This window comes from Lacrimispora algidixylanolytica, assembly GCF_003609635.1.
GTDB lineage: Bacteria > Bacillota > Clostridia > Lachnospirales > Lachnospiraceae > Lacrimispora > Lacrimispora algidixylanolytica.
In genome coordinates, this window is the sequence record NZ_MCIA01000009.1 from 69,369 (window position 1) to 90,041 (window position 20,673).

Below are 20,673 nucleotides of genomic sequence, written 5' to 3' on the forward strand. Positions count from 1 at the left end.
AATTTTGCAACACCCTCATTCCTTTTACTATGAACGGATTATTTCGCCTTTAACTGTTCTAATATTTCTTCATACTGAACCAGTAATTCTTTTGCAGCATCTTCTGGTGTAACATCTCCGTAAATAACTTCCTGAATTAAATCCTTACGGACTACTTCAAGCTCTGTATTTCCGCTGATCATGTTATTGATATAAGGATCTTTTGCAACTAAATCAATGGCATTTTTCTGAAGTTCATCAACTGCTCCTTCTGTAATCAGAATTTCCTCTGAATGCTTGGTAGGACAGTAGCCCACTGCTGTTTTCTGGATTTTAATTGCTTCTGCATCATTCATAAGGAAATCCAGGAACTTGGCTGCTTCTTCTTTATGGGCAGAATTGTCATTGATAGAAAAACCACGGTCTCCGCCGTATACCACGCCAGTACTCTTTGCATTTTCCATAACTGGTGCGGCAATTACATCGAGAGGACTATCTACAGAAGAGAGATACTTAGGAGCTGATCCTGTGTAATCTACGATCATACCGATCTTTTTGTTGATCCATTTGGTGTTCTGATCCATCTGGCCTGCAAAGGTTGCAGCATCTCCAAATGGCTCCAGCGCATTTGACTCATAAAGATTTAAAATATTCTGGAAGGCTTCTGTGGCATCTGCCTCTGTAAAATTAGGGGCATAGGTTTCTTCATCGATGATAGGTTTTCCGGTTTTCTGAACCAGATAAGGCTGAATAAACAGACGATTTAACATATCTGCATCTGCTGTCATCAGATATGCATCGCTGTCTTTTTCATGAATCGCTTTTCCTAATTCTGCAATTTCATCCCAGGTGTAGTTCTTTGCAAGATCAATTTCAAATTCCTTTGCAAAATCTGTATTTACATAAACTACTGGTGAACCGCCTACCGTACATGGGAAAATATTTGCTTCTCCATTGTAAGTTCCTGAGATTTCAAGCAAACGGTCTTTTAAAGTGCTTAAATCCACAGGCAATGTGGAAAGATCTGCTAAGTAATGCTTTGCTCCCTGAATATCAGGCAGCCATTCTTTATTAAGCTGAATGATGTCAGGTGCTGTATTACTGGAAAGGGTGGTCATGATCTTCTCATAATAACCATCGAATCCCTGATACTCTGCTTCTATTTTTACATTGGGATTCTTTGCCTGATAAGCATCAATCACATCTAATAATGCCCCATGACGGCTGTCACTTCCCCACCAGGAAAAGCGTAAGGTTACAGACTCTCCGCTTCCACCGGCTGCTGCTGATGTTACCGCTGCACCCTGAGTTGCCTGCGTGGTTTCATCTGTTTTGCCTGTGCTCCCACACCCCATAAGAGTGACTGCAGCCATTGATGCTGTCATAAGAAGCGCCACATGTTTCTTAAACTGTCTTTTCATAGAAATACATCCTCCTTATTTTGGGGGCATACTGCCCCACCTGTCTTTATATTACTTGTTAGCCTTTGATACCTCCGGCTGTAATACCTTCAACAAAATACTTCTGTGCGAAGAAATATAAAAGAATGGGCGGAATCAGTGATACAAAAGACATAGCCAGCACCTGATTCCATGGTGTTGATGAACCCTGGCTGTCAATGGACATCTTTAAGGCCAATGACAAGGTATAGTTCTTAACACTGCTGATATAAACAAGGTTGTTAAAGTAATCATTCCATCTCCACAAGGTCTGGAAAATAATTACGGAAAATACGGACGGCTTTAAAAGAGGAGCCAGAATCTTAACATATACCACAAACGGGTTACACCCATCCATGTAAGCGGATTCGTCTAATTCTTTTGGAATACCTCTAAGGAACTGAATCTGCATAAAAATCAGGAATGGATAGCAGGCCAAAACTGCAGGTGCCCAGAAGGGAAGGTAAGTATCTACCCAGCCAAATTTATTAAACACCACATATCTGGGAATCATAATGACTGCATCCGGCAGCATCAGTGTAGAAATCATAAGCGCAAACAGGATTTTCTTAAAAGGGAATTTAAATCTTCCAAACCCGTAAGCAACAATTCCCGTTGACAGTGCGGTTAACAAAACCGTTGGCACCACCAGTTTAAACGTGTTTAAGTAAAAGGTAAGATAGGTGAACTGACCGCTTCCCTTCCAGCCATTTTTATAGGCAATGGAAGAAAACTTTTCAGGCAAAAGACTCATCTTGCCAAATAACTCCTGATTATCCTTAAAGGTAGCAAAAAACAACCAGAATAAAGGATAAATCATTGCAACTCCCATAACAATTAAGATCACATATGCGATTATATCATTTTTCTTCACTCTCATCAGTCCATTCCTCCATCATTATAAAATACCCATGCACTGGATGAGCGGAATACCAAAACCGTAATCAGAAGAATCGCCAAGAACAACACCCATGAGGATGCAGATGCATACCCCATCTTCAGATTTTGGAAGGCATCTTCGTAAATTTTCACTCCAATCAGATAGGTTCCATGATTGGGACCACCGCTTGTAATGATAAAGGCTGACGTAAATTCCTGTAGCGCATGTATAATCTGCATGATCAGGTTAAAGAACACGATTGGTGTCAACATGGGAAGAGTAATGCTCCAGAACTTTGTCCATTTATTGGCTCCGTCAACCTCTGCTGCTTCATAAAGTTCTGTGGGCACATTTTTAAGTCCTGCAAGGAATAAAACCATGGAGGAACCAAACTGCCATACTACCAGTAAGCTAATGGTTACCAGTGCAATATCCGGATCTCCCAGCCAGTTGACGGACGGAATTCCAAATACTCCAAGAAAATTGTTCATCATTCCTTCTCTCATGAACATAAAGCGCCATAAAATAGAAATTGCTACGCTACCGCCCATAATGGAAGGCAGATAGTAAACGGTACGGAACAGATTGATACACTTCAGCTTCATATTCAGTATCATTGCTACAATTAAAGCCATAATAAGCTTCATTGGAACTGCCATAAGTGCATACTTAAAGGTCAATCCTAGTGATTTCATGAAGTATTTATCTTTTGTAAACAGTCTTTTGTAATTGTCTAACCCGATCCACTTTCCTTCGGCCAAAATCGAAAAGTCTGTAAATGAATAGTACAGAGACATAATTAATGGATATGCCTGAAGAATACAAAAGCCAATTAACCAGGGCAGAATAAATAAAATTCCCCACCTCCAGTTTTTCGGATACTTCCTGACACTGGGTACGGATGGATTTTTAGTTGCTTGCGGTGACATACATTACTCCTCCTAACACTTTTCATTAATGAGATTCTATCACATATGCCCTTATACTGAGCCCCTGTCACCGTTACCTGATCCTATCATTATTATCTATCATTTTTTTACAGCTCTATCTTTATTTTAGAGGTTTGTTTCATACGCTCGAGTTTTGCCGCTCTCATTTGACGCAAAGAAGTTTAGCATGCTATAATTTGGTGGTAATGAACATTGCCGATTTATTGGGGAGGTAAGACGATGTACGAGCTTTTAATTGTAGATGATGAGGCAAATTCCCGTGATATTCTCGCCTCCTGTTTTCCATGGAATGAATCAGGATTTTCCGTTTGCGCTCAAAAGGGAAACGGACGGGAAGCCCTTGAGTATTTAAAAGAACATACCGTCCATGTGGTTTTAACAGATATAAGCATGCCTGACATTGATGGAATCGGTCTTGCCAAAGCCCTCTGGGAGGCTCCAGCCCCCCGCCCTACCATTGTCTTTTTAAGTGCCTATGACAATTTCCAGTACGCCCAGAATGCCATACGCTATGGAGTACGCTACTATGTCTTAAAGCCTACCAATTTTTCTGAACTGAAAGAGATTTTTGCAACTATAAAGAAGGAACTGGACAATAAATATCAGATTTCCTCTCAAGATGAGACCGATTATGTCCCCGATGAGATCATAGACAAGGTTCTTGCCTATTGTATAAAGAACTACCGGGAAGGCTCCCTATCGGATCTAGCGGAATCCCTGTATCTGAATTCCTCTTATCTCAGCCAGCTAATCAAACAAAAAACAGCTAAGACCTTTTCCGATTTATTAACCGAAAGCCGCATGAAACAAGCCGCATTACTTCTAAAAGATCCAGATTCCAAAATTTATAATATCAGCAATTCCATTGGATATGTAAATCCCAATAACTTTGCAAGAGCCTTTAAGGCCTATTGGGGTATTACTCCCACAGAGTACCGGAACCATGAAAGATAAAGGGGTTACGCATTGTTTGGATTAAAGGCTGAGAATGAGCCAAAGATGGGAAACGAAAATGAAACAGATGAAAAAAACAATCCGGGTACAATTATCCGTTCGATATCAGTTCTTTACCAAAAGCCTGTTAACCAACTGTCTTTTACTTTTGATTCCCATCATGATGGTTGGTCCATACAGCGTAATCCAATCCTCAAAGGACAATACGACCGCCATAGAAAAAAGCACCTATCAGACACTTCATCAACTGGAACAAACCATTGAACAGCTTTATTCCCATATTGATAATGCAAAAATATTTTTCTCCTCCAATCCCAGAGTCACCATTCAGATGAAAAAAGCATTTAATGAAAAACCTGTATCTCTGGATTCACTTAAAAATATAGAAAACCTGTCTTTATATTTTCAAAATCTAATATTCACAGACCCTTATATTGAAAACATCTATGTCTATTATGACAATTCCAATAACCGGATGTTCCTCCCGCAAAGAGGCTCCATCCAAACGGTTTTCACATCAGACGAACAGAAAATTATAGACACCTATAAAAATTCCGGCACCAAAGATTTCTGGATGGAGATCAAGCGAAAAAAAATCCCCGGATCCAAAGCCTCCACCGATACCCTAATCATTTATCAACGGCTTTATACCCGTTTTGCGTACAAGCCGGTGGGTATGGTGGCTTTCGAATATAATTTAAATAAGATGGAACAGTATTTCCAGACCGTGCTGCAATACAATAACCAGTCCATCTATTTAATTGATTCAGGACAAAATATCATTTATACCAACAGCAAATCTGACGATCCCGCCGGAGAATTGAACTGCATCAATACAACACTCACTACGAAGGAAGAACTGCATCTGTTTGATATTGAACTAAATGATACGTACCAAAAAGCCGCTTACTTAAGATCCGTAAGGAACAACGGGCTGACTTATATCACCTTTACTCCTTCCAAGGAAATCTACAAAACTACAAGAAGTCTTTCCGGAACCTATATGCTTCTTATGTTTTCAGGAATTTTCTTATCCTTTGTCTTGGCCTTTTATAAGACAAATAAGGAATATCAGTATTTAAGCAGCATCATCGACATTTTCAGTAACCCAGAAGCTTCCCAGCGGCATTTTGACAAGATGCCAAGGAAAGCAGGAAATCCGTTTGAATACATTATGCTAAACATTATAAGGCTGTTTTTGGATCAAAAATATTTAAAGGTTCAGGCATCAGAGCGGGATTATAAATTACAGATATTAAAAATGCAGGCATTGCAGCATCAGATCAATCCTCATTTTCTCCATAATACATTAAATACCATTTACTGGGAGTCCATACGCATGACTTCTTCAGAAAACTCATGCAGTACCATGGTTTCCAACCTTTCCTCGGTCATGCGCTATTCCGTAGGGGATCCTCAGGAAAATGTAAAAATCAAGGAAGAACTGGGCTATTTAAAAACTTATCTGGAAATTATGAAGATACGCTATACGGATAAATTTGAGATATTCTACCTCGTCGATGAATCGTGTACCATTTATCCAATTAAAAAGATGATTCTCCAGCCGATTGTGGAGAATTCCATCTATCACGGAATCAAAGAAAAAAACGGGAAAGGAAAAATCTATGTCGGAATCCGGCGCCTCCACAAATCCATCTTATTCTATATCCTGGATGACGGTATCGGTATTGCCCCGAAAAAACTTTTGAAGTTACAGGAACAGCTTTATACCCATTCGGACATATCCTCCTCCCACATTGGTTTGACCAACACCAATCTCCGGTTAACCATGACCTATGGGGCTAAGTCCCGCCTTCGAATAAAGAGCACGAAAGAGAAATATACTCTGGTTTATTTTACGATTCCGTTAACAGATCTGTAGTGTTAATTTTGTGCCATAAAAGGATTTCGTACACGAAGAAACATGATCATACGTTTAAACCTCGTTACAATCTTAATTAAAATACTATCACTATATTTATGATATCTTGTAAATTCACCTGGGTCATAGTGGATTTGTTGCAACAAAAATCTATGTCAAGAGAATTTTACCAAAAAATAACCGAATTTACCCCGAAAAATATATATTCTAATTTTTTCATATTGTTGAAAATTCCAGCCTTATATGTTAAGGTCATATCCAAAATCTGGTAATAACCATCAAGAATGAGGGGAATATTTATTTGGGAAACTTTGAAAACATCATTAATATTGTTGGCGGAGTCATAGGGGTTTATTTTATTATTGCAATGCTTATGTTCTTTCGCTATCTTTACTTTAAGAAAGGACGCTTAAAAAAAGCTTTGATTCACGTTTTACTTTCTATCTTACTTCTTTGTGCAGTTGTGGCTTTCTATATCGGATATGGGAATGCCATAAGCAGTGCTGCACCAGAACCAGGCACCTTTACTGAAAGTATGAAACAAACATTAGACACAAAGTCACCGGAAGAACTTAAATTCAATGATTTATCTCAAATCGTTATGCTGTCCAACTTCCCCATTAACGAAGAGGACAATGTATATTTAGATAAGATTAAGGAGTATTATATTTACTATCAAATGAGTATGGAGACTAATACTAAGACCGAAGAAGAATTATCCCAACAATTTGATACATTACGGGCGAACATAGATTGTAGATAGTACTAAACCAAATGCCGTGAGTCAGCAAGATAGAGTTGACTCACGGCATTTGGTTTTTATGTTAAAGAATTCAATTTAAACATTTGATTCTGTAGTTATTTAAGTTACCTTAATCTTCTTCAAGTTATCTAGTTTTCCATACAATCCCACCTATTCTTTCAGCCACCACGCCTTCGGAATAGTTTCCAATTCTATGATGCAATTAATCTGGTGAGACAGCACATCTTTTGTCACCTCATAGATTGCACCAGAATCACACAGAATACAGGCGGCATCGCCAAACTTGGTTTTAATTGCTGCTTTCCTATCATAGAAAGCCTGTTCCAGTTTTGTATAATTCTCAGAAATATGATCCGTAACTGGATTGTCATGGCGAAGCATAAAAGATGGTTTAATCTGGTTATCTGGCATGACAATTTTAAAATAAGTAGGTTCCTTGGTCAGACGCTCCGGCACGTCTAAATGTTCTTCCACACAGTGGATAAAGGTATTCCGTTCATGACCAACTCCAAGAAGCAGGATTTTACCATTTCTTTCTTTGATACGATTATAAGCACCTTCTGGGGAACAAGGGGACGTTTGATTTTCTTCTCCTTCAATAAAGGCTTCACTATCTTTTCCGTGCACGGCTAAACTATGAGTTGGGTGAAGGGAACGAAGCACTCCTTTTCGCTTCCGAAAGAGATTGGGTAAAATGCCGACACAAGCTGGCTCAATTCTTGGATCATACTCATTGTGATACTCTGACATAGAAGCCCATGTGTGAGTGGGCAAAATAAGAAGGCCATCAGACATGTATTCCATAAACGCATCGAGAACAGTATCCGCCCCACCTTCAACCTCACCGATTGCCTTCATAGAAGAATGCACCAACAATGTGTCACTGGGCTTAATTCCCATATCCTTCAAATGCTGAATCAGATCTTGTTTTGTATACATAATAACACCTTTCTTTCCCAAGTAATTTAATAGTTATCCTGTCTACTATCATAAGGGAGCCACTGGCTTTTTGCAAGGGAGGTCCATGTTACTTTAGCTTTTTGTTTTCATGAACTGTCTCATTGTAATAGAAGTCTTATTAAGCACAAACCGATTCCTTGCGGCTTAAGAATTCTTTCACAAACCCGTCACAATTTCATCAAACTCCCGTCACAATTACAGGTTATATTAGTAATTACAAAGGATCAAGCAACCTTTTAATATAAATTTTTTTCATACTTCAGCCGACAGGATTCCCAGGTCTTGTCGGCTCCTCCCATTTTATTGGGATCTTTTTATTCTTTGATATCTATACTTAGACCAACACCAACCTCATGTATTGGAATGCGACTGTTTATTTCAGCTTTCACTTGAAAGGAAACACAGTGACAGGGATACAAATCACGAATGTTGTTCTGGACAAAGTACTCAATCGTATGATTTAATCTTGAATCCACATCAAATAAATGAAATCCTCCGATTATCCCCAAAACCTTATGATTGTTGCACACTTTTTTCGCATATTCTATGATATTGCAAATACCACTATGGGAACATCCCGTTATAATAAATAAACCATCTTTTCCCTTGTAGACCAAAGCAGTATCATCTAAAACAAAATCATCACACTGACAACCATCTTTATGCTGCTTTCCAATTGCTGTTCGTCTCTCAAATGAATTGAGATTTGGTATTTCCCCTAGAAAGATAATGTTATCGCTAACTCTCATCGGTACCTTAGAACATGATACACGACAGATCTTTTTTACTGCCTCTTCGGTTAGATCCAAACCAATCAGTTCATTATTTTCCTTCTTTATTTTTAGAGCATCAGGGTGTGCGATTAGTTCAACATTTGCCAAGTCATATTGATTGCTTATGTGCCGAAATCCACCGGTATGATCGTTATGCCCATGAGAGAATACGATCTTAGTTATTTTACTTAAGTCTACAGGGAGCTTGTCCGAATTTTTCATAATAATATCGGAGTATCCTGTATCAAATAATATTTTTTCATCCCCATCTTCAATATAGTAACTAACTGCAGGTTCACCAAAATAGTACTGATCTATATATGTGTTGTTGTCTACTAAGACTGTTAATTTCATCTTTGACTCCTCTTACTATTTTTTCTTTATGTTTTTACATTTTTCACATGATTCATGTTTGTTATAATAGTATCATCAAATTCATTAACCAAACATTAATTATCCGTGGTTTCTAGTTATTTTTATAAAAACTTATGGGAATGTATTGTAACATTAATGACAATTTAAAACCATTCACCATAGAGTGATGTCCCCCACTCTCACGCATCTGGAAAACACCGAAACGTAATTAAGTTATGATCTGGGTCTAAAAAGCTCATATTCTTTGCTCCCATGGCCTCATAGCAGGAGGATCAACAATTTCTACACCAAGAGCTTTTAGCCTTTCAAATTCCACATCAACATCATCAACGGTAAATGCAATACAAATATTTTGTGGATTCTCATTCCGAATTACCCCATCATTATAAATGGTCAATGTAGTTTCCTCTGAAAGTATCATTTGGTGAACATGGTCATTGCTGTTGTTATCTACATCAAATAATAGCTTATAAAAATTTGATAATCGAATTACATCACTAGTTAGTAAGCATACCTCTCCTATTTTCATCCAATTCACCTCATGCAATCATAATATTCTATTTACATAGAGTACTCTCCCACCATAAAAACAATCAATATAAAATTTTCAATCACCTTAACAACTTATAAATTCCTCTATAAATCACATGAATTTCATAAAGATATTATACTATAAAATTTCCATCGTGCTATACTATAAACAAATGGATTTATAATAAAATACTAATATCTCAACACTCCATTTAATACAAAAAATAACAAAGCATAAAATCAAAAACATAGAAAAGAGGATATCATGGATTCAAAGGATATGACTCCGCTTAACAAAAGTGAGGATAATATTGACCTCAATGATAACAACTCTATGAGCGCAGACAGCCTCCTCATAGAGATTATTGAGTACAGCAAAAAAACTCATAAGACGTATCAAAAAAACATCAGAGATTTAAATCATTTAAACGATCTGAAAAACATCCCACAAGACTGTGTGCGTTGGATCAACGTTGACGGAGTTGAGGATGAAACTGCGTTACAGGCATTGGGCGATTCATTTCATATACATCCGCTCATTATACAAAGCATTTCCAATCCCAATGAAAGGGCTAGGATTGAAGAATACCGGAATTCTCTCCATGTGACTGCTAAAATGCTTTATTACTCCAAAAGTGAGCTGGTAATGGAGCAGCTTAATCTGATTCTTGGACCTAACTATGTAATTACCTTTGGGGAAACCACAGGAGATGTTTTTGATGGCATACGAAACCATATTAAGGTGGCTGACTCTCCCGTTAGAAATTGTGGTGCTGATTATCTTATGTATCTGATTTTAGATGCGCTTACAGAAAGCTACTTTGATATTTTAGAAACCTTAGATGAACAAATTGATATTCTTGAAGATCAGGTAATGGAGAAAACGGAGCAGGATCATCTGCTGGAAATCAGAAGAATTAAAAAAGAGCTTATGAAGATAAATAAATACATCTGGCCCCTAAGGGATGTGGCCTCGCTTTTGGGCCGTGAAGCCATGGAGTTGATCCGCCCAACTACGGAACCTTATTTAAGAGACGTTTATAATCGAATCGTACAGGCCATTGATGCAACAGAAATGTGCCGGGATCTTCTCTCCGGATTGGCAGACCTTCACTTGTCCAACACCAGCAACCGACTCAATGAGATTATGAAGGTATTAACGGTTATTTCCACCATATTCATACCACTGACCTTTATTGCAGGGATTTATGGCATGAACTTTGCTCACATGCCGGAACTGCAGCTTCCATGGGGATATGGCGCGACCTGGGGCATTATGCTTGCGATTGCAGGATGTATGATCTATTACTTTAAGAAAAAGAAATGGTTTTAATTCTGGAGGTTGGTATCATGAAAAAGGAGGTACAATATGCTACTAGGATGGTTGGTTTTACAATGGATTATTTTTGGAGTGTTTGCTGCATCCGCTCTGCTTTATAAGCAGTATTGTTATCACCATATACTTGGAGTTACATTTTCTAGGGTACATGCGAGACACCCTGATGTGAAGAAAGCCGTTCATTCTTTTACACTGGCTTGCTTTGGGGTTTTGATGGTTTCTATTGTTTTAGGCGCTTTGACTCTGCTACCCTTTTTTAAGGGGGGAGTCGAACTATTACTGTTTCCTTACATTGGGCTTAACCTTTTATTAAACAGCTTAATCGTTATATATTATCAGAAGAAGTTACGACGGATTAAGGAAGAAAATAAATGGATTTATCCAAGGGCTGGAACGGAGAATACAAAACCTGCGGCTTTTACAAAACAAAAAAGGAATGGTCTTTCTTCTTTTCTTATCTGGTTGTTTTTTGGAATCAGCTTTGTGCCTTTGATTCTTTTATTCCTTCGCCCGGATTTACAGGGGAGTTATCCCATTGGCATCGCTTTTATTGGGCCAGTGTGCCAGCTCATTACAATTTTCCCTTACTACAGGACCTGGCAGCGTTATAAAAGGCCAATCAGTGCAAACGAAGAGGTTAACCTCTGGTTTTTACAGCAGGAAGACAAGATTCAAGCACATTCTGCCTTTGGCTACTCTCTTTCCATGTTAATCTTCTGGTTGATGTTTTATTTTGTGATGACTCAGAACCAGATTCGATTTTTTATCTTTATCCCAGTTTTCTTATTTACCATATCTCTGTTATTTATCGGGTACTGGCAACAAGAAAAGACAGCAAAGCTTGAAGATGATTTTTACCAAAAGGTTCCGGAGGAAGAAGATAAGGCGGAAGAACAAGATAGTTATTATGTATTGGGATTTTATGTTAATCCAGAAGACCCACGCTTCCTTGTTCCCAAAAGATCCCCCAATATGGGCTGGACGATTAATATGGGTAATACGGCTGGAAAACTTACCGGGGCAGTTATTTTGATCTTCACCTTGGGAGTCGTCGGGCTTACTATCTATAGCAGTCAAAAAGACTACAATATAACAGTTCAAGAATCTTCATTGGTAATTGACGCTGCCATGTATGATATGTCAGTTTCAAGAGAAGACATCATCTCTGCCTCCATAATCGACCAACTTCCAGCAAACCGTAGAACCAACGGGTATGGTGGCATTAAGAAAAGCTTTGGCCACTTTTTCGTAGAGGGTTATGGAAGAACTATGTTTTATGTATACAATGATGTGGGGGAATACATCCTTATTAAATTAAAAGGAAGTAATCCTGGCTATATTATAATGAATGAAAAGACAACAGAGGATACTAGGGCCATGTACCAGAGCATCAATGACTGGTTTCTTAAGTAGGACTATTTACACTCGGATACCAGAAAGGAGGATCTTATGGCACATCAATGCAGCTCCTGTCACTGTTTGTGTACGTCCAGAATTTCGCTTTTTGATTCTCTTACCTTTGAGGAACAAAAAGAGCTGATTGCAAAAGCACAGCATCTGGATTACCAAAAGGGAGATATTGTATTTCATGAAAATGACCCAGCAGATAGAATTATGATCATCCGTTATGGAAAGATTAAGATCAACCACTATTCTCTCGATGGGAAAGAATACGTTCTTGATATTTTAGATGAAAGTGATTTTTATGGGGAACAAAATATATTTGGAGGTAACAGCCTGGAAGCCAACGCAGTCTCCATGGGAGACAGTGGGGTTTGCTTGATTTACTTAAAGGAAATCCAGGAATTGATTTTACGGAAACCGGAAATCGGAATTAAGCTCTTAAATGTTATCGGTCAAAAGCTTTCCCTAGCCAATGAGTTGGTTCGGCTATTGTCTGTTAACAATGCCAAATCTAGAATTGCAGGGTTCCTCTTGTTTCGAAGCAGTCGAATCAACAGTGACACCATACAGCTGACCCGGGAAGACATTGCCGCTTATATTAATGTAAGAAGAGAGACCATCAGCCGAAAGATGGGCGAGCTTTGCAAAGAAGGGGCTATTGCTCTGGAGGGAAATCGCAAGGTGAAAATCTTAAAAAAAGATATCTTAAGAGAAATCTTTGAAAACGACGATTAGTGAAACTTTTGATGAATTTTTAAAAAAGCTTAAATAATGATTCAAATCACATTTTTCTTTTTCCTTCCGGGTTATACTAGCCTTACAAAAGCAGATACGCACCGGAAAGGAAGGTTAAATATGATTACAAACCAAATGAAATTAGGCGATATTGTTAAAGCATATCCAAGAGCTGTTACTATCTTTAATGACTTTCACATTGACTATTGCTGTGGCGGAAAGGATCGTCTGGAAGATGCATTAAAGGAACTTTCCATTGATCCTAAGAGCTTTATCGATCTTATGAATAAAAAACTAGCTGACACCAAAAATAAAACAGAGGGCGACGAAGTTCTAAACATGGAACAGCTGACACAAATGAACGTCCCTGATTTGATTGATTATATTGTTGATACGTATCATGGTAAGGAAAGAAATCTGATTGCTGAAATAGACGGCCTGATGAATAAAGTACTTCTAGTTCATTATGAGCATAATCACTCTCAGCTTGTTCCGCTTCACAGCCTTTTCTCTGATTTAAGAAAAGAACTGGAAGAGCATTTTGCCAAAGAAGAAAAACTGGTATTTCCATATATGAAGAAGAGTTACTTAGAAAGCAGCAACGATGGATACGTCAAAGAACTGGAAGATGAACATGACGCAGCCGGAAATATCATTAAGGAAATCACAGCCTGCACCAATGATTTTAAGGCCCCAGAAGGCGCATGTACTTCTTACCGCATGCTCTTTGGAAAGCTAGATGACCTTACTAAGGATATTTTTAACCATATATTCACTGAAAACTCACTGTTATTTCCAAAGTATGAGGGAGGACGTTAAGATGAAGAAACTAGTAAAAAACAATGTGAACTGGGTAGGTATTATTGATTGGGAGCTGGAGTCCTTTCATGGTTCTGATTATTCCATTAATCACGGTTCCAGCCAGAATGCTTATTTAATACAGGAAGAGAAAACGGTATTGATTGATACGGTATGGAAACCTCACTCTACCGAATTTATTGATAATCTGGAAAAAGAGATTGATTTAAAAAAGATTGATTTTATCGTTGCCAACCATGGAGAAGTGGATCACAGTGGTTCCCTGCCTGCACTACTGGAAAAGATTCCGGGAACCCCTATTTACTGTACGGCAAACGGAGTCAAATCACTGACTGGACAGTACCATCACCCAGAATGGAATTATCAGGTGGTAAAAACCGGAGATTCCATTGATATTGGAAATGGAAAATCACTTGTATTCGTTGAGATGAAGATGCTTCACTGGCCTGACAGCATGGCTACCTACTTAACAGGGGATAACATACTCTTTTCCAACGATGCCTTTGGCCAGCACTTCGCCGTGGAAGAGTTATTTAGTGATAAGGCCGACAAGTGCAAGCTTTGGGAAGAGGCACTGAAGTATTATGCCAATATATTAACTCCATTTTCACCTCTTGTGAAAAAGAAAATCGAGGAGATTCAGGGACTGAATATCCCAATCGATATCATTGCCACCAGCCATGGAGCCATCTGGAGAGAGAATGCACTGCAAATCGTAGAAAAGTATTATGAGTGGTCCCAGGATTATCAGGAAGATCAGATTACCGTTGTCTATGATACCATGTGGGATGGAACAAAGCAGCTTGCCCATAAGATCAGCGCTGAGATCGCTGAGGTCTCTCCTCAGACAAGAGTCAAGATTTTTAACATTTCAAAATCGGATAAAAACGATATTATGACAGAAATATTTAAATCAAAGGCCATTGCTTTAGGCTCTCCTACCGTCGGAAACAACATCTTATCCTCTGTGGGAGGTTGGCTTGATTTCCTTAAGGAATTAAAATTCAAGGGGAAAAAAGCAGCTGTATTTGGTTGCTATGGCTGGAGCGGCGAGGGCACAAAGGTTCTTCGTGAGAAACTGACTGATGCAGGGTTTTCCGTTGTAGAAGCAGAGGCAAAATGCAATTGGAATCCTAGGGAAGAAGATTTTGAAAGAGCCGCTGGAATCGCAAAAGCATTATGTGAATAAAAAATACGTCATGATACGGGTGATAAGAATCCGTATCATGGCGTATTTTCATGTTAATCTAGGAAGTTAGTAAAAAGTCATATTCCGTAAAGAGGTAAATTGCAATGATAACTTATTTTGTATAAGCCCCCTCTTTTTGATTCTCGGGAACAAGTTGAACCTTTTTCTCAGCTCCTTCTCCACCAGAAGCGCTGATTTTATAAATTCCCTCACTCCCCGATACTCCGTAATATTTTTTAAGCAATTTTTTGGCTGATGCATCGCTTTCTACCATAACAAGATAATCGTACCCGCTTAATAGGTTGGACATGTTGTCCTCATAGAAGGCACAAATACCATCTACATTCGGAGTATAGAGCATATATTTCCCAAGGTATTGCATGAAGTAATTCGTAACCTGACTGTCACGGTCTGAGGCATAAAATAAATATTTGCTATGATCAACCTGGCCCTCTTGATACCACCGGTCACCAGTTACTTCTTTAACCTTATAGGGCAAGGTGGTTTCATACGTTTTCTGAATCGTTGCCATGCCATTATATTCTGACATTAAAAGCGCCAACGCTACGCCGATCACTCCTATTACACCCTTTTGATAACGGTTTTTACTCTCCACTGTTTTGAAGGCACGGTAATCTGGAACCTCATTCATTCGATAATAAAAGGTCCGCTCAATATCAACCGTGGCGCAAAGAATGATTCCCCCAGCAAAGAGTATTACGATACTGGCCGCATATCGATCAAATCCCGCAAGCCTGATGGCTTCATCAAGAGGCATAGAGAATACATAAAGAGCCAGGATTCCTAGATAATAACTAATAAGAACCAGATCAAGGGCGATTAAGGCTTTCCACAGATTCCATTTCTTTTTTAGTACAGTATAAGCAAATACCACCGACATAATAACGGCTACATGGAAAACAAGAACTCCCATAGCCGGTCTGGTTTTTAGATCAAAAGTGGATTGAACAAACAAGCTTATGATGTTATTTATATCTTCCGGACTTTTACCTCCTGAAATGTTGTTAAGCTTATCCGCAGATACATTAAACTTATTTTCCACCCCCTGAAATCCCCATGCCATATGAAGTTTCCAAAGTACATACGGTAGAAAGGATGCCAAAATGGAAGAAAGAAGCATAATACCTGTTTTTAACAAGGGCTTTTCTTTGTTCTTTAACCACTGATAGACTAGGTATATCAGACCAATTCCTGCGAAAATAGTTCCTGTACTTTTCACAATCATCAATAATCCAGCAACAGGTATAGTACAAATACATGCTTTTTTGATGGAATCCTTATATCGATATGCAATGACAAATAAAACCAGTGTGTAAATGGGAAGAATGAAATCCACCAGTAGATTATTGATACGAATTGTAAGGTTAAAAATAGAGAGAACCGAGCAACCTGCCCCTAAAAATCCATATAGGAGAAAACGCTTTTTTTCCGTTATAATACCGAAGATGGCATAAAAGCAAGCAAATATCAAAAGTCCCTGGGCGATGAGCATCATAGCCTGAGAATGACCTGCAAACCGGCAGATGTAGTAGAGAAAAGAAGTTGTGCCCAGTGGGTAGTTCTTAAAATCAATCAGGACAGAAGTTGCAGTGGGAAACGCATTGGTGCTAAGCATCACCTTTAATGCCACGGCCCAGTGGGAAAAGTTATCATAGTGAGTCAGTTTGCTAATGCCTAAAAGATAGAGGAAGAACAAACTGCCCACTAGAAACAGTCCCTGGAAAAGAGTGATTTTGATATGAATACACTCCTTTTTTAGGCATGTTTTACTCATATAAGAAGCAAAGAAAATCAGACCCACTGCAAAAATTAAAATTGCACCAGGAAACAAAAGATTAAAAATACCACCGATATAAGTGACACAGGCGATGGAAGAAAACACAAATACAGGAACGAATTCCGGTAACAGTTTAAGTTTCTTCCCCGCGAACATAAAATAGCCAATCATGGAACACAAAAGCAAAATCCCCATGACAGCATGGACCAAAACACTTATCATTTATTTTTATTCCCCTCTGCCTTCGTAAGATCGTAAAGGACCTGACTGACTTGACCTTTTTTCAGAAGCTCATTGATGTTTAACACCGTCAACAGCTCCTCCGATGAATCTTTTACATACTTGCCGGTTCTCATTAAAACCAGCATGATACCACTTACTGTTTTATAAAGAAACCGATCATCTTTGCTTTCTCCGGTCACAAAATCCGCTGCGGAAAAATATTTGTAATTAAAACTTGTCAACCTGCAGGCACCACCATTATGAAAGGAAATCTGCTTATTAAGGGGTATCCTTGGCAGCGTTCTTTTGTCAGAAACCGCACGGCTCGTACGCTTTTTTATATTTCTTAAAAGATCATCATAAGCAGTAATCCATAAGTCCATTTGTTTTGGCAAGGTATGGTTTCTGTCATATATGACTTGCATATACTGACGTTTGTTCTCCTCATCTATGGGACTGGCTTCTGCAGAATACCGCCAGCCACCTTTTTGTTCTTTCACATAGACGATGTTGCCTTTTAGTCTCGCCTTATAATAAGGCGTTACAATGGTAAAATATATGGTATGATCCTCAGGAAGATAGATCGGTTCCGTAGAAGAAAACGCCAGACCACTATCGGATACGTCTATGGTTCTTCCTTTATAACTGGTATCATTATATTCGATGGTAATCTCTTCTTCTGCTCCAATTCTTTCACTGAACCGATACGCCTTTCTACCTGACATAAATAGAATCGCATAACAGAGTGCAACCATATTATATGCAATCCAGAAAATAATTACACTGCTGTAAAACAAGGCAGTACCATATTTCCCATGAACAAATCGTATCATAGCTGCTAGGGAAAAGGCCAGCAAAATTACATGAGGGAGTGCATAAAGAATCAGATTATATCCGGTACCATCGCCTTCCTTCTTCTTACTTGTTACCTTAAAGGTCCTTTCATGAATATGAAGAGTCTCAAGGATAACAGGTCGAATCAAATACGGCATAAAGATGGTATCTATGACCTGGCTCCATCTTTGATTTCTGATGTTTCCCGATAAAAACCGCATGGAAAGGCTATAAAAGAAATAAGCAGGAAGCCAGATAAACACCACATTCCAAAAGCTTGCATTGACTATTTGGAAGTCAAAAAGGGCAAAGAGAACTGGTGATATAATAAAGATAAAACGGTTAAAAAAAGACCACCAATATAAAAAGCTGTTTAAATAAGTGATTCTCGCTTTAAACGGAAGCTTCTTCGTACAGATGGCATGGGTGTTTTGAAGGCTCTGGATCACACCTCTGGCCCAGCGCACTCTTTGCTTTAACATACTTTTTACGGTAGTCGTTGTAAGCCCTGCCGCTAAAATCTCATCCGTTGCATACGTAATATAACCTGCCTTTTGCAACCGTATGCTGGTTTCAAGATCTTCTGTAATGGTCTTTAAAGGGAATCCGCCTATTTCCTCCATACCCTTTCTTAAAATCACGGTATTGCTTCCGGTATATGCCACCGCGTTGGAAGAGTTTCTCAAAATATTTACTTCTTTGGAAAAGAAATCCTGTTCGTTTGGAATGTTCTCTTCTGAATATAAATTAAACTGAAAGAGATCAGGGTTATAAAAGCTTTGAGGGGTCTGAACCAAACCAAGCTTTATGGCTGATTCCATTTCCTCTTCTCTTCTTAACCTCCAAGCGCCATCCTCATTTTTAAACTTTGATAATAGAAAATAAGGAACTGTTTTCATAAGAAACATACGCTGGGGAATCATATCAGCATCAAAAGTCGCAATCAAAGGGGAAGAAGTATTTTTTAATGCATTGTTGTAATTTCCAGACTTTGCTTCTTTATTTCCAGACAATCCCAGATATCCGATTCCAAATTCATCGGCCAGAGTTTTGACCTCTTCTCTGTCACCATCGTCACATAGATAGATATGGACCTTGCTTTTATCTGGATATACCATAAAGGTACAGGCATTGACTGTTTTATATAGAATATCGACTGGCTCATTATGCGTTGCAATAAATACATCCACATCTGGGTAATATTCTTCTGGGACCTGAGGCAATACTAACTGAAACTGATTAAGCCTCATCTTCTGATAAAACAGCTCAAACGTGGTAAATACCGTAATGATTTCGGCAGATACTAGTAGGACTCCAAATATAAGATTCAAAAGTCCTTCATGAATTGGTAGTGTAAAAAGCACACGCCAGCCCAGATATAGGGTCATGAGAATTATGGTTATCAAAAACATTATATTTCTTTTTTTCTCTTCACGGCTCATGTTTTAATCCTCTAATCGCAAATACCCAGCGAGATTGTAGTTGATAATTAAAGAGAAACAGGATCACATCACATATAACCTTAGCAATTTTTTCATCCATATTAAGAAGGGTGTGGAGGAGGTAAACACTAATTGCAGATAAAATCATATTGATCGCGCACAAAGCCAGATACCGGTATAGAGAATTCTCTCCAGTATGCTCATTTCCAAATACCAAATTTTTATTCAAAGAATAATTGACGCCAATGGAAACAAACCTAGCGGCTGCGGTGGCAGTCATAATCCTTATAAAGTCAGCTCCCGTAAAAATCCCACGCAACAAATCAAACATAACCCAGGCTAACCCCATATCAACGGCGGCGCAGAGAATACTGGTGGATATGAATTTCATAAAATCCGACGTTATGACTGATATGATCTTAAAGCTATCCTTTATGGGGTGAAAATGAGTTCCTTTGTTCTCGTTTTCATATATAGTCTGGATTGGAACCTCAATTAAAGGGATCTTTGATCGAATGCAAAAGATCAAGACCCGTGTTTCATATTCAAACCGCTCCCCCAGTATTTCCCACATAAGCCCAGTAAGTCTCGGCCCAAATGCCCTTAATCCTGTCTGTGTATCAGGAAGATAACGACCAAAAAACAATGCAAAAATTGCAGAGGTCAAACGGTTTCCCATAAGGGACTTGGCAGGAATTCCTGATGTTTTAAAATCACGTTCTCCTAAAATCAAGCCGTCTGGATGATTCACGGCTTCCTTTGCCATCTTATACACGTCTTCTGCTGCATGTTGGCCGTCAGAGTCCGCAGTGATAATACAGGCGTAATCCGGATAGGCATCATGAATGTAATGATATCCGGTCTTAAGTGCCATGCCTTTTCCCCGATTCAATTGATGGACGAGAATGACGCACCCCATCTCTTCTAATGTGTGAAAGATCTTTTCAAAGGCTGGTCCTGACCCGTCGTTCACGATTACAATTTCATTAAGCCCATGCCCATGTAACTCTTTCACGTATGATATCAGCCTGTAATCCGGTTCATAGGCGGGTATAAGAATGATTCTGCTTTTTTTCAAAATCTCCATAATTGAATCCCACCCTATCATTTTTTTATTTGAATTTATTCTTATCATATCCATATAAAAGATTAAAGTCAACGATAACACCTATGGAATCAGTGGATGGATGTAACGCACTAGTTGAGGTAAATAATAAAGTTAAAAATTACCATATTTTGGTATACAAGTAAGTTGTATAAATAAGCCTATATTTATTAGAATACTTAACAATTGTAGTACAGTATAATCATTGACTATTAATCTAAATAAACCTATAATAAATCAATAAACTAGGCATGCAGCTTACACTGAATCAACGTGTAATACATAGATCAGAGGCTTAAG

At 38.6% G+C, this 20,673-nt stretch carries 17 protein-coding genes; 8 read left to right on the plus strand and 9 right to left on the minus strand.

The annotated features are described in order from the left end of the window. Positions 1-38 precede the first annotated feature (38 nt). Genes BET01_RS07665 through BET01_RS07675 form a run of 3 tightly spaced genes read right to left on the minus strand, consistent with a single transcriptional unit; the run spans position 39 to position 3,227 of the window. Positions 39-1,400: an ABC transporter substrate-binding protein gene (locus BET01_RS07665; protein WP_120196217.1), complete on the minus strand. Its 1,362-nt coding sequence runs from the start codon at positions 1,398-1,400 to the stop codon at positions 39-41. Between the two features lie 58 nt (positions 1,401-1,458). Beyond that, on the minus strand, positions 1,459-2,298 hold the full coding sequence (locus BET01_RS07670; RefSeq protein ID WP_207667584.1) for a carbohydrate ABC transporter permease: 840 nt from the start codon (positions 2,296-2,298) through the stop codon (positions 1,459-1,461). Continuing rightward, on the minus strand, positions 2,298-3,227 hold the full coding sequence (locus BET01_RS07675) for a carbohydrate ABC transporter permease (protein WP_120196219.1): 930 nt from the start codon (positions 3,225-3,227) through the stop codon (positions 2,298-2,300). Before BET01_RS07675 ends, BET01_RS07670 begins: the two co-directional genes overlap by 1 nt. Before the next feature lie 240 nt (positions 3,228-3,467). On the opposite strand from BET01_RS07675, the gene BET01_RS07680 reads away from it, so the two are divergent. The 3 genes from BET01_RS07680 to BET01_RS07690 all read left to right on the plus strand — a co-directional run bounded on the left by BET01_RS07680 (position 3,468) and on the right by BET01_RS07690 (position 6,847). After that, positions 3,468-4,202: a response regulator transcription factor gene (locus BET01_RS07680; RefSeq protein WP_120196220.1), complete on the plus strand. Its 735-nt coding sequence runs from the start codon at positions 3,468-3,470 to the stop codon at positions 4,200-4,202. A 58-nt stretch (positions 4,203-4,260) separates the two neighbouring features. Continuing rightward, positions 4,261-6,084: a sensor histidine kinase gene (locus tag BET01_RS07685; RefSeq protein WP_158585002.1), complete on the plus strand. Its 1,824-nt coding sequence runs from the start codon at positions 4,261-4,263 to the stop codon at positions 6,082-6,084. Between the two features lie 301 nt (positions 6,085-6,385). After that, a complete protein-coding gene (locus tag BET01_RS07690) occupies positions 6,386-6,847 on the plus strand; it encodes a cytochrome b family protein (protein ID WP_120196222.1) in 462 nt (153 codons plus the stop codon). Between the two features lie 150 nt (positions 6,848-6,997). Here the strand turns inward: BET01_RS07690 and BET01_RS07695 are convergent, their stop codons facing one another. The 3 genes from BET01_RS07695 to BET01_RS07705 all read right to left on the minus strand — a co-directional run bounded on the left by BET01_RS07695 (position 6,998) and on the right by BET01_RS07705 (position 9,484). Continuing rightward, positions 6,998-7,786 (minus strand): AAC(3) family N-acetyltransferase, encoded by a 789-nt coding sequence (locus tag BET01_RS07695; protein WP_120196223.1) that lies wholly within the window; start codon positions 7,784-7,786, stop codon positions 6,998-7,000. Positions 7,787-8,121: 335 nt separating this feature from the next. Then, complete coding sequence (locus BET01_RS07700; protein WP_120196224.1) at positions 8,122-8,934, minus strand: MBL fold metallo-hydrolase; 813 nt, start codon at positions 8,932-8,934, stop codon at positions 8,122-8,124. Between the two features lie 256 nt (positions 8,935-9,190). Continuing rightward, positions 9,191-9,484, minus strand: a complete 294-nt coding sequence (locus tag BET01_RS07705) for a VOC family protein (RefSeq protein WP_243117153.1) — start codon at positions 9,482-9,484, stop codon at positions 9,191-9,193. A gap of 267 nt (positions 9,485-9,751) precedes the next feature. Between BET01_RS07705 and corA the strand changes: the two genes are divergently transcribed. From corA to BET01_RS07730, 5 genes are all read left to right on the plus strand, one after another. Next, the gene (gene corA, locus BET01_RS07710) at positions 9,752-10,819 is read left to right on the plus strand and encodes a magnesium/cobalt transporter CorA (protein WP_120196225.1); all 1,068 of its coding nucleotides are present in this window, start codon (positions 9,752-9,754) and stop codon (positions 10,817-10,819) included. A gap of 36 nt (positions 10,820-10,855) precedes the next feature. Beyond that, complete coding sequence (locus BET01_RS07715; protein ID WP_120196226.1) at positions 10,856-12,238, plus strand: DUF5808 domain-containing protein; 1,383 nt, start codon at positions 10,856-10,858, stop codon at positions 12,236-12,238. A 36-nt stretch (positions 12,239-12,274) separates the two neighbouring features. Beyond that, positions 12,275-12,964, plus strand: coding sequence for a Crp/Fnr family transcriptional regulator (locus tag BET01_RS07720; RefSeq protein WP_120196227.1), 690 nt, complete (start codon positions 12,275-12,277; stop codon positions 12,962-12,964). Positions 12,965-13,084: 120 nt separating this feature from the next. Further along, entirely contained in the window at positions 13,085-13,783 is a 699-nt protein-coding gene (ric, locus tag BET01_RS07725) for an iron-sulfur cluster repair di-iron protein (protein WP_158585003.1), read from the plus strand. A 1-nt stretch (position 13,784) separates the two neighbouring features. Then, on the plus strand, positions 13,785-14,972 hold the full coding sequence (locus BET01_RS07730) for an oxygen-binding di-iron domain-containing protein (RefSeq protein ID WP_120196229.1): 1,188 nt from the start codon (positions 13,785-13,787) through the stop codon (positions 14,970-14,972). Positions 14,973-15,084: 112 nt separating this feature from the next. Here the strand turns inward: BET01_RS07730 and BET01_RS07735 are convergent, their stop codons facing one another. Genes BET01_RS07735 through BET01_RS07745 form a run of 3 tightly spaced genes read right to left on the minus strand, consistent with a single transcriptional unit; the run spans position 15,085 to position 20,355 of the window. Further along, a complete protein-coding gene (locus BET01_RS07735; protein WP_120196230.1) occupies positions 15,085-16,992 on the minus strand; it encodes a hypothetical protein in 1,908 nt (635 codons plus the stop codon). Beyond that, positions 16,989-19,268 carry a glycosyltransferase family 2 protein gene (locus BET01_RS07740; protein WP_120196231.1) on the minus strand — a complete coding sequence of 760 codons (2,280 nt, stop codon included), beginning with the start codon at positions 19,266-19,268 and terminating at the stop codon, positions 16,989-16,991. The genes BET01_RS07735 and BET01_RS07740 overlap by 4 nt, the downstream gene beginning before the upstream one ends. Then, the gene (locus tag BET01_RS07745) at positions 19,258-20,355 is read right to left on the minus strand and encodes a bifunctional glycosyltransferase family 2/GtrA family protein (protein WP_158585004.1); all 1,098 of its coding nucleotides are present in this window, start codon (positions 20,353-20,355) and stop codon (positions 19,258-19,260) included. Before BET01_RS07745 ends, BET01_RS07740 begins: the two co-directional genes overlap by 11 nt. Positions 20,356-20,673 lie beyond the last annotated feature (318 nt).

Coding starts and splice junctions, on each gene's coding strand:
- BET01_RS07665 (WP_120196217.1), bottom strand. CDS start 1,400: ATGAAAAGACAGTTTAAGAAACATGTGGCGCTTCTTATGACAGCATCA.
- BET01_RS07670 (WP_207667584.1), bottom strand. CDS start 2,298: ATGAGAGTGAAGAAAAATGATATAATCGCATATGTGATCTTAATTGTT.
- BET01_RS07675 (WP_120196219.1), bottom strand. CDS start 3,227: ATGTCACCGCAAGCAACTAAAAATCCATCCGTACCCAGTGTCAGGAAG.
- BET01_RS07680 (WP_120196220.1), top strand. CDS start 3,468: ATGTACGAGCTTTTAATTGTAGATGATGAGGCAAATTCCCGTGATATT.
- BET01_RS07685 (WP_158585002.1), top strand. CDS start 4,261: ATGAAACAGATGAAAAAAACAATCCGGGTACAATTATCCGTTCGATAT.
- BET01_RS07695 (WP_120196223.1), bottom strand. CDS start 7,786: ATGTATACAAAACAAGATCTGATTCAGCATTTGAAGGATATGGGAATT.
- BET01_RS07700 (WP_120196224.1), bottom strand. CDS start 8,934: ATGAAATTAACAGTCTTAGTAGACAACAACACATATATAGATCAGTAC.
- BET01_RS07705 (WP_243117153.1), bottom strand. CDS start 9,484: ATGAAAATAGGAGAGGTATGCTTACTAACTAGTGATGTAATTCGATTA.
- corA (WP_120196225.1), top strand. CDS start 9,752: ATGGATTCAAAGGATATGACTCCGCTTAACAAAAGTGAGGATAATATT.
- BET01_RS07715 (WP_120196226.1), top strand. CDS start 10,856: ATGCTACTAGGATGGTTGGTTTTACAATGGATTATTTTTGGAGTGTTT.
- BET01_RS07720 (WP_120196227.1), top strand. CDS start 12,275: ATGGCACATCAATGCAGCTCCTGTCACTGTTTGTGTACGTCCAGAATT.
- ric (WP_158585003.1), top strand. CDS start 13,085: ATGATTACAAACCAAATGAAATTAGGCGATATTGTTAAAGCATATCCA.
- BET01_RS07730 (WP_120196229.1), top strand. CDS start 13,785: ATGAAGAAACTAGTAAAAAACAATGTGAACTGGGTAGGTATTATTGAT.
- BET01_RS07735 (WP_120196230.1), bottom strand. CDS start 16,992: ATGATAAGTGTTTTGGTCCATGCTGTCATGGGGATTTTGCTTTTGTGT.
- BET01_RS07740 (WP_120196231.1), bottom strand. CDS start 19,268: ATGAGCCGTGAAGAGAAAAAAAGAAATATAATGTTTTTGATAACCATA.
- BET01_RS07745 (WP_158585004.1), bottom strand. CDS start 20,355: ATGGAGATTTTGAAAAAAAGCAGAATCATTCTTATACCCGCCTATGAA.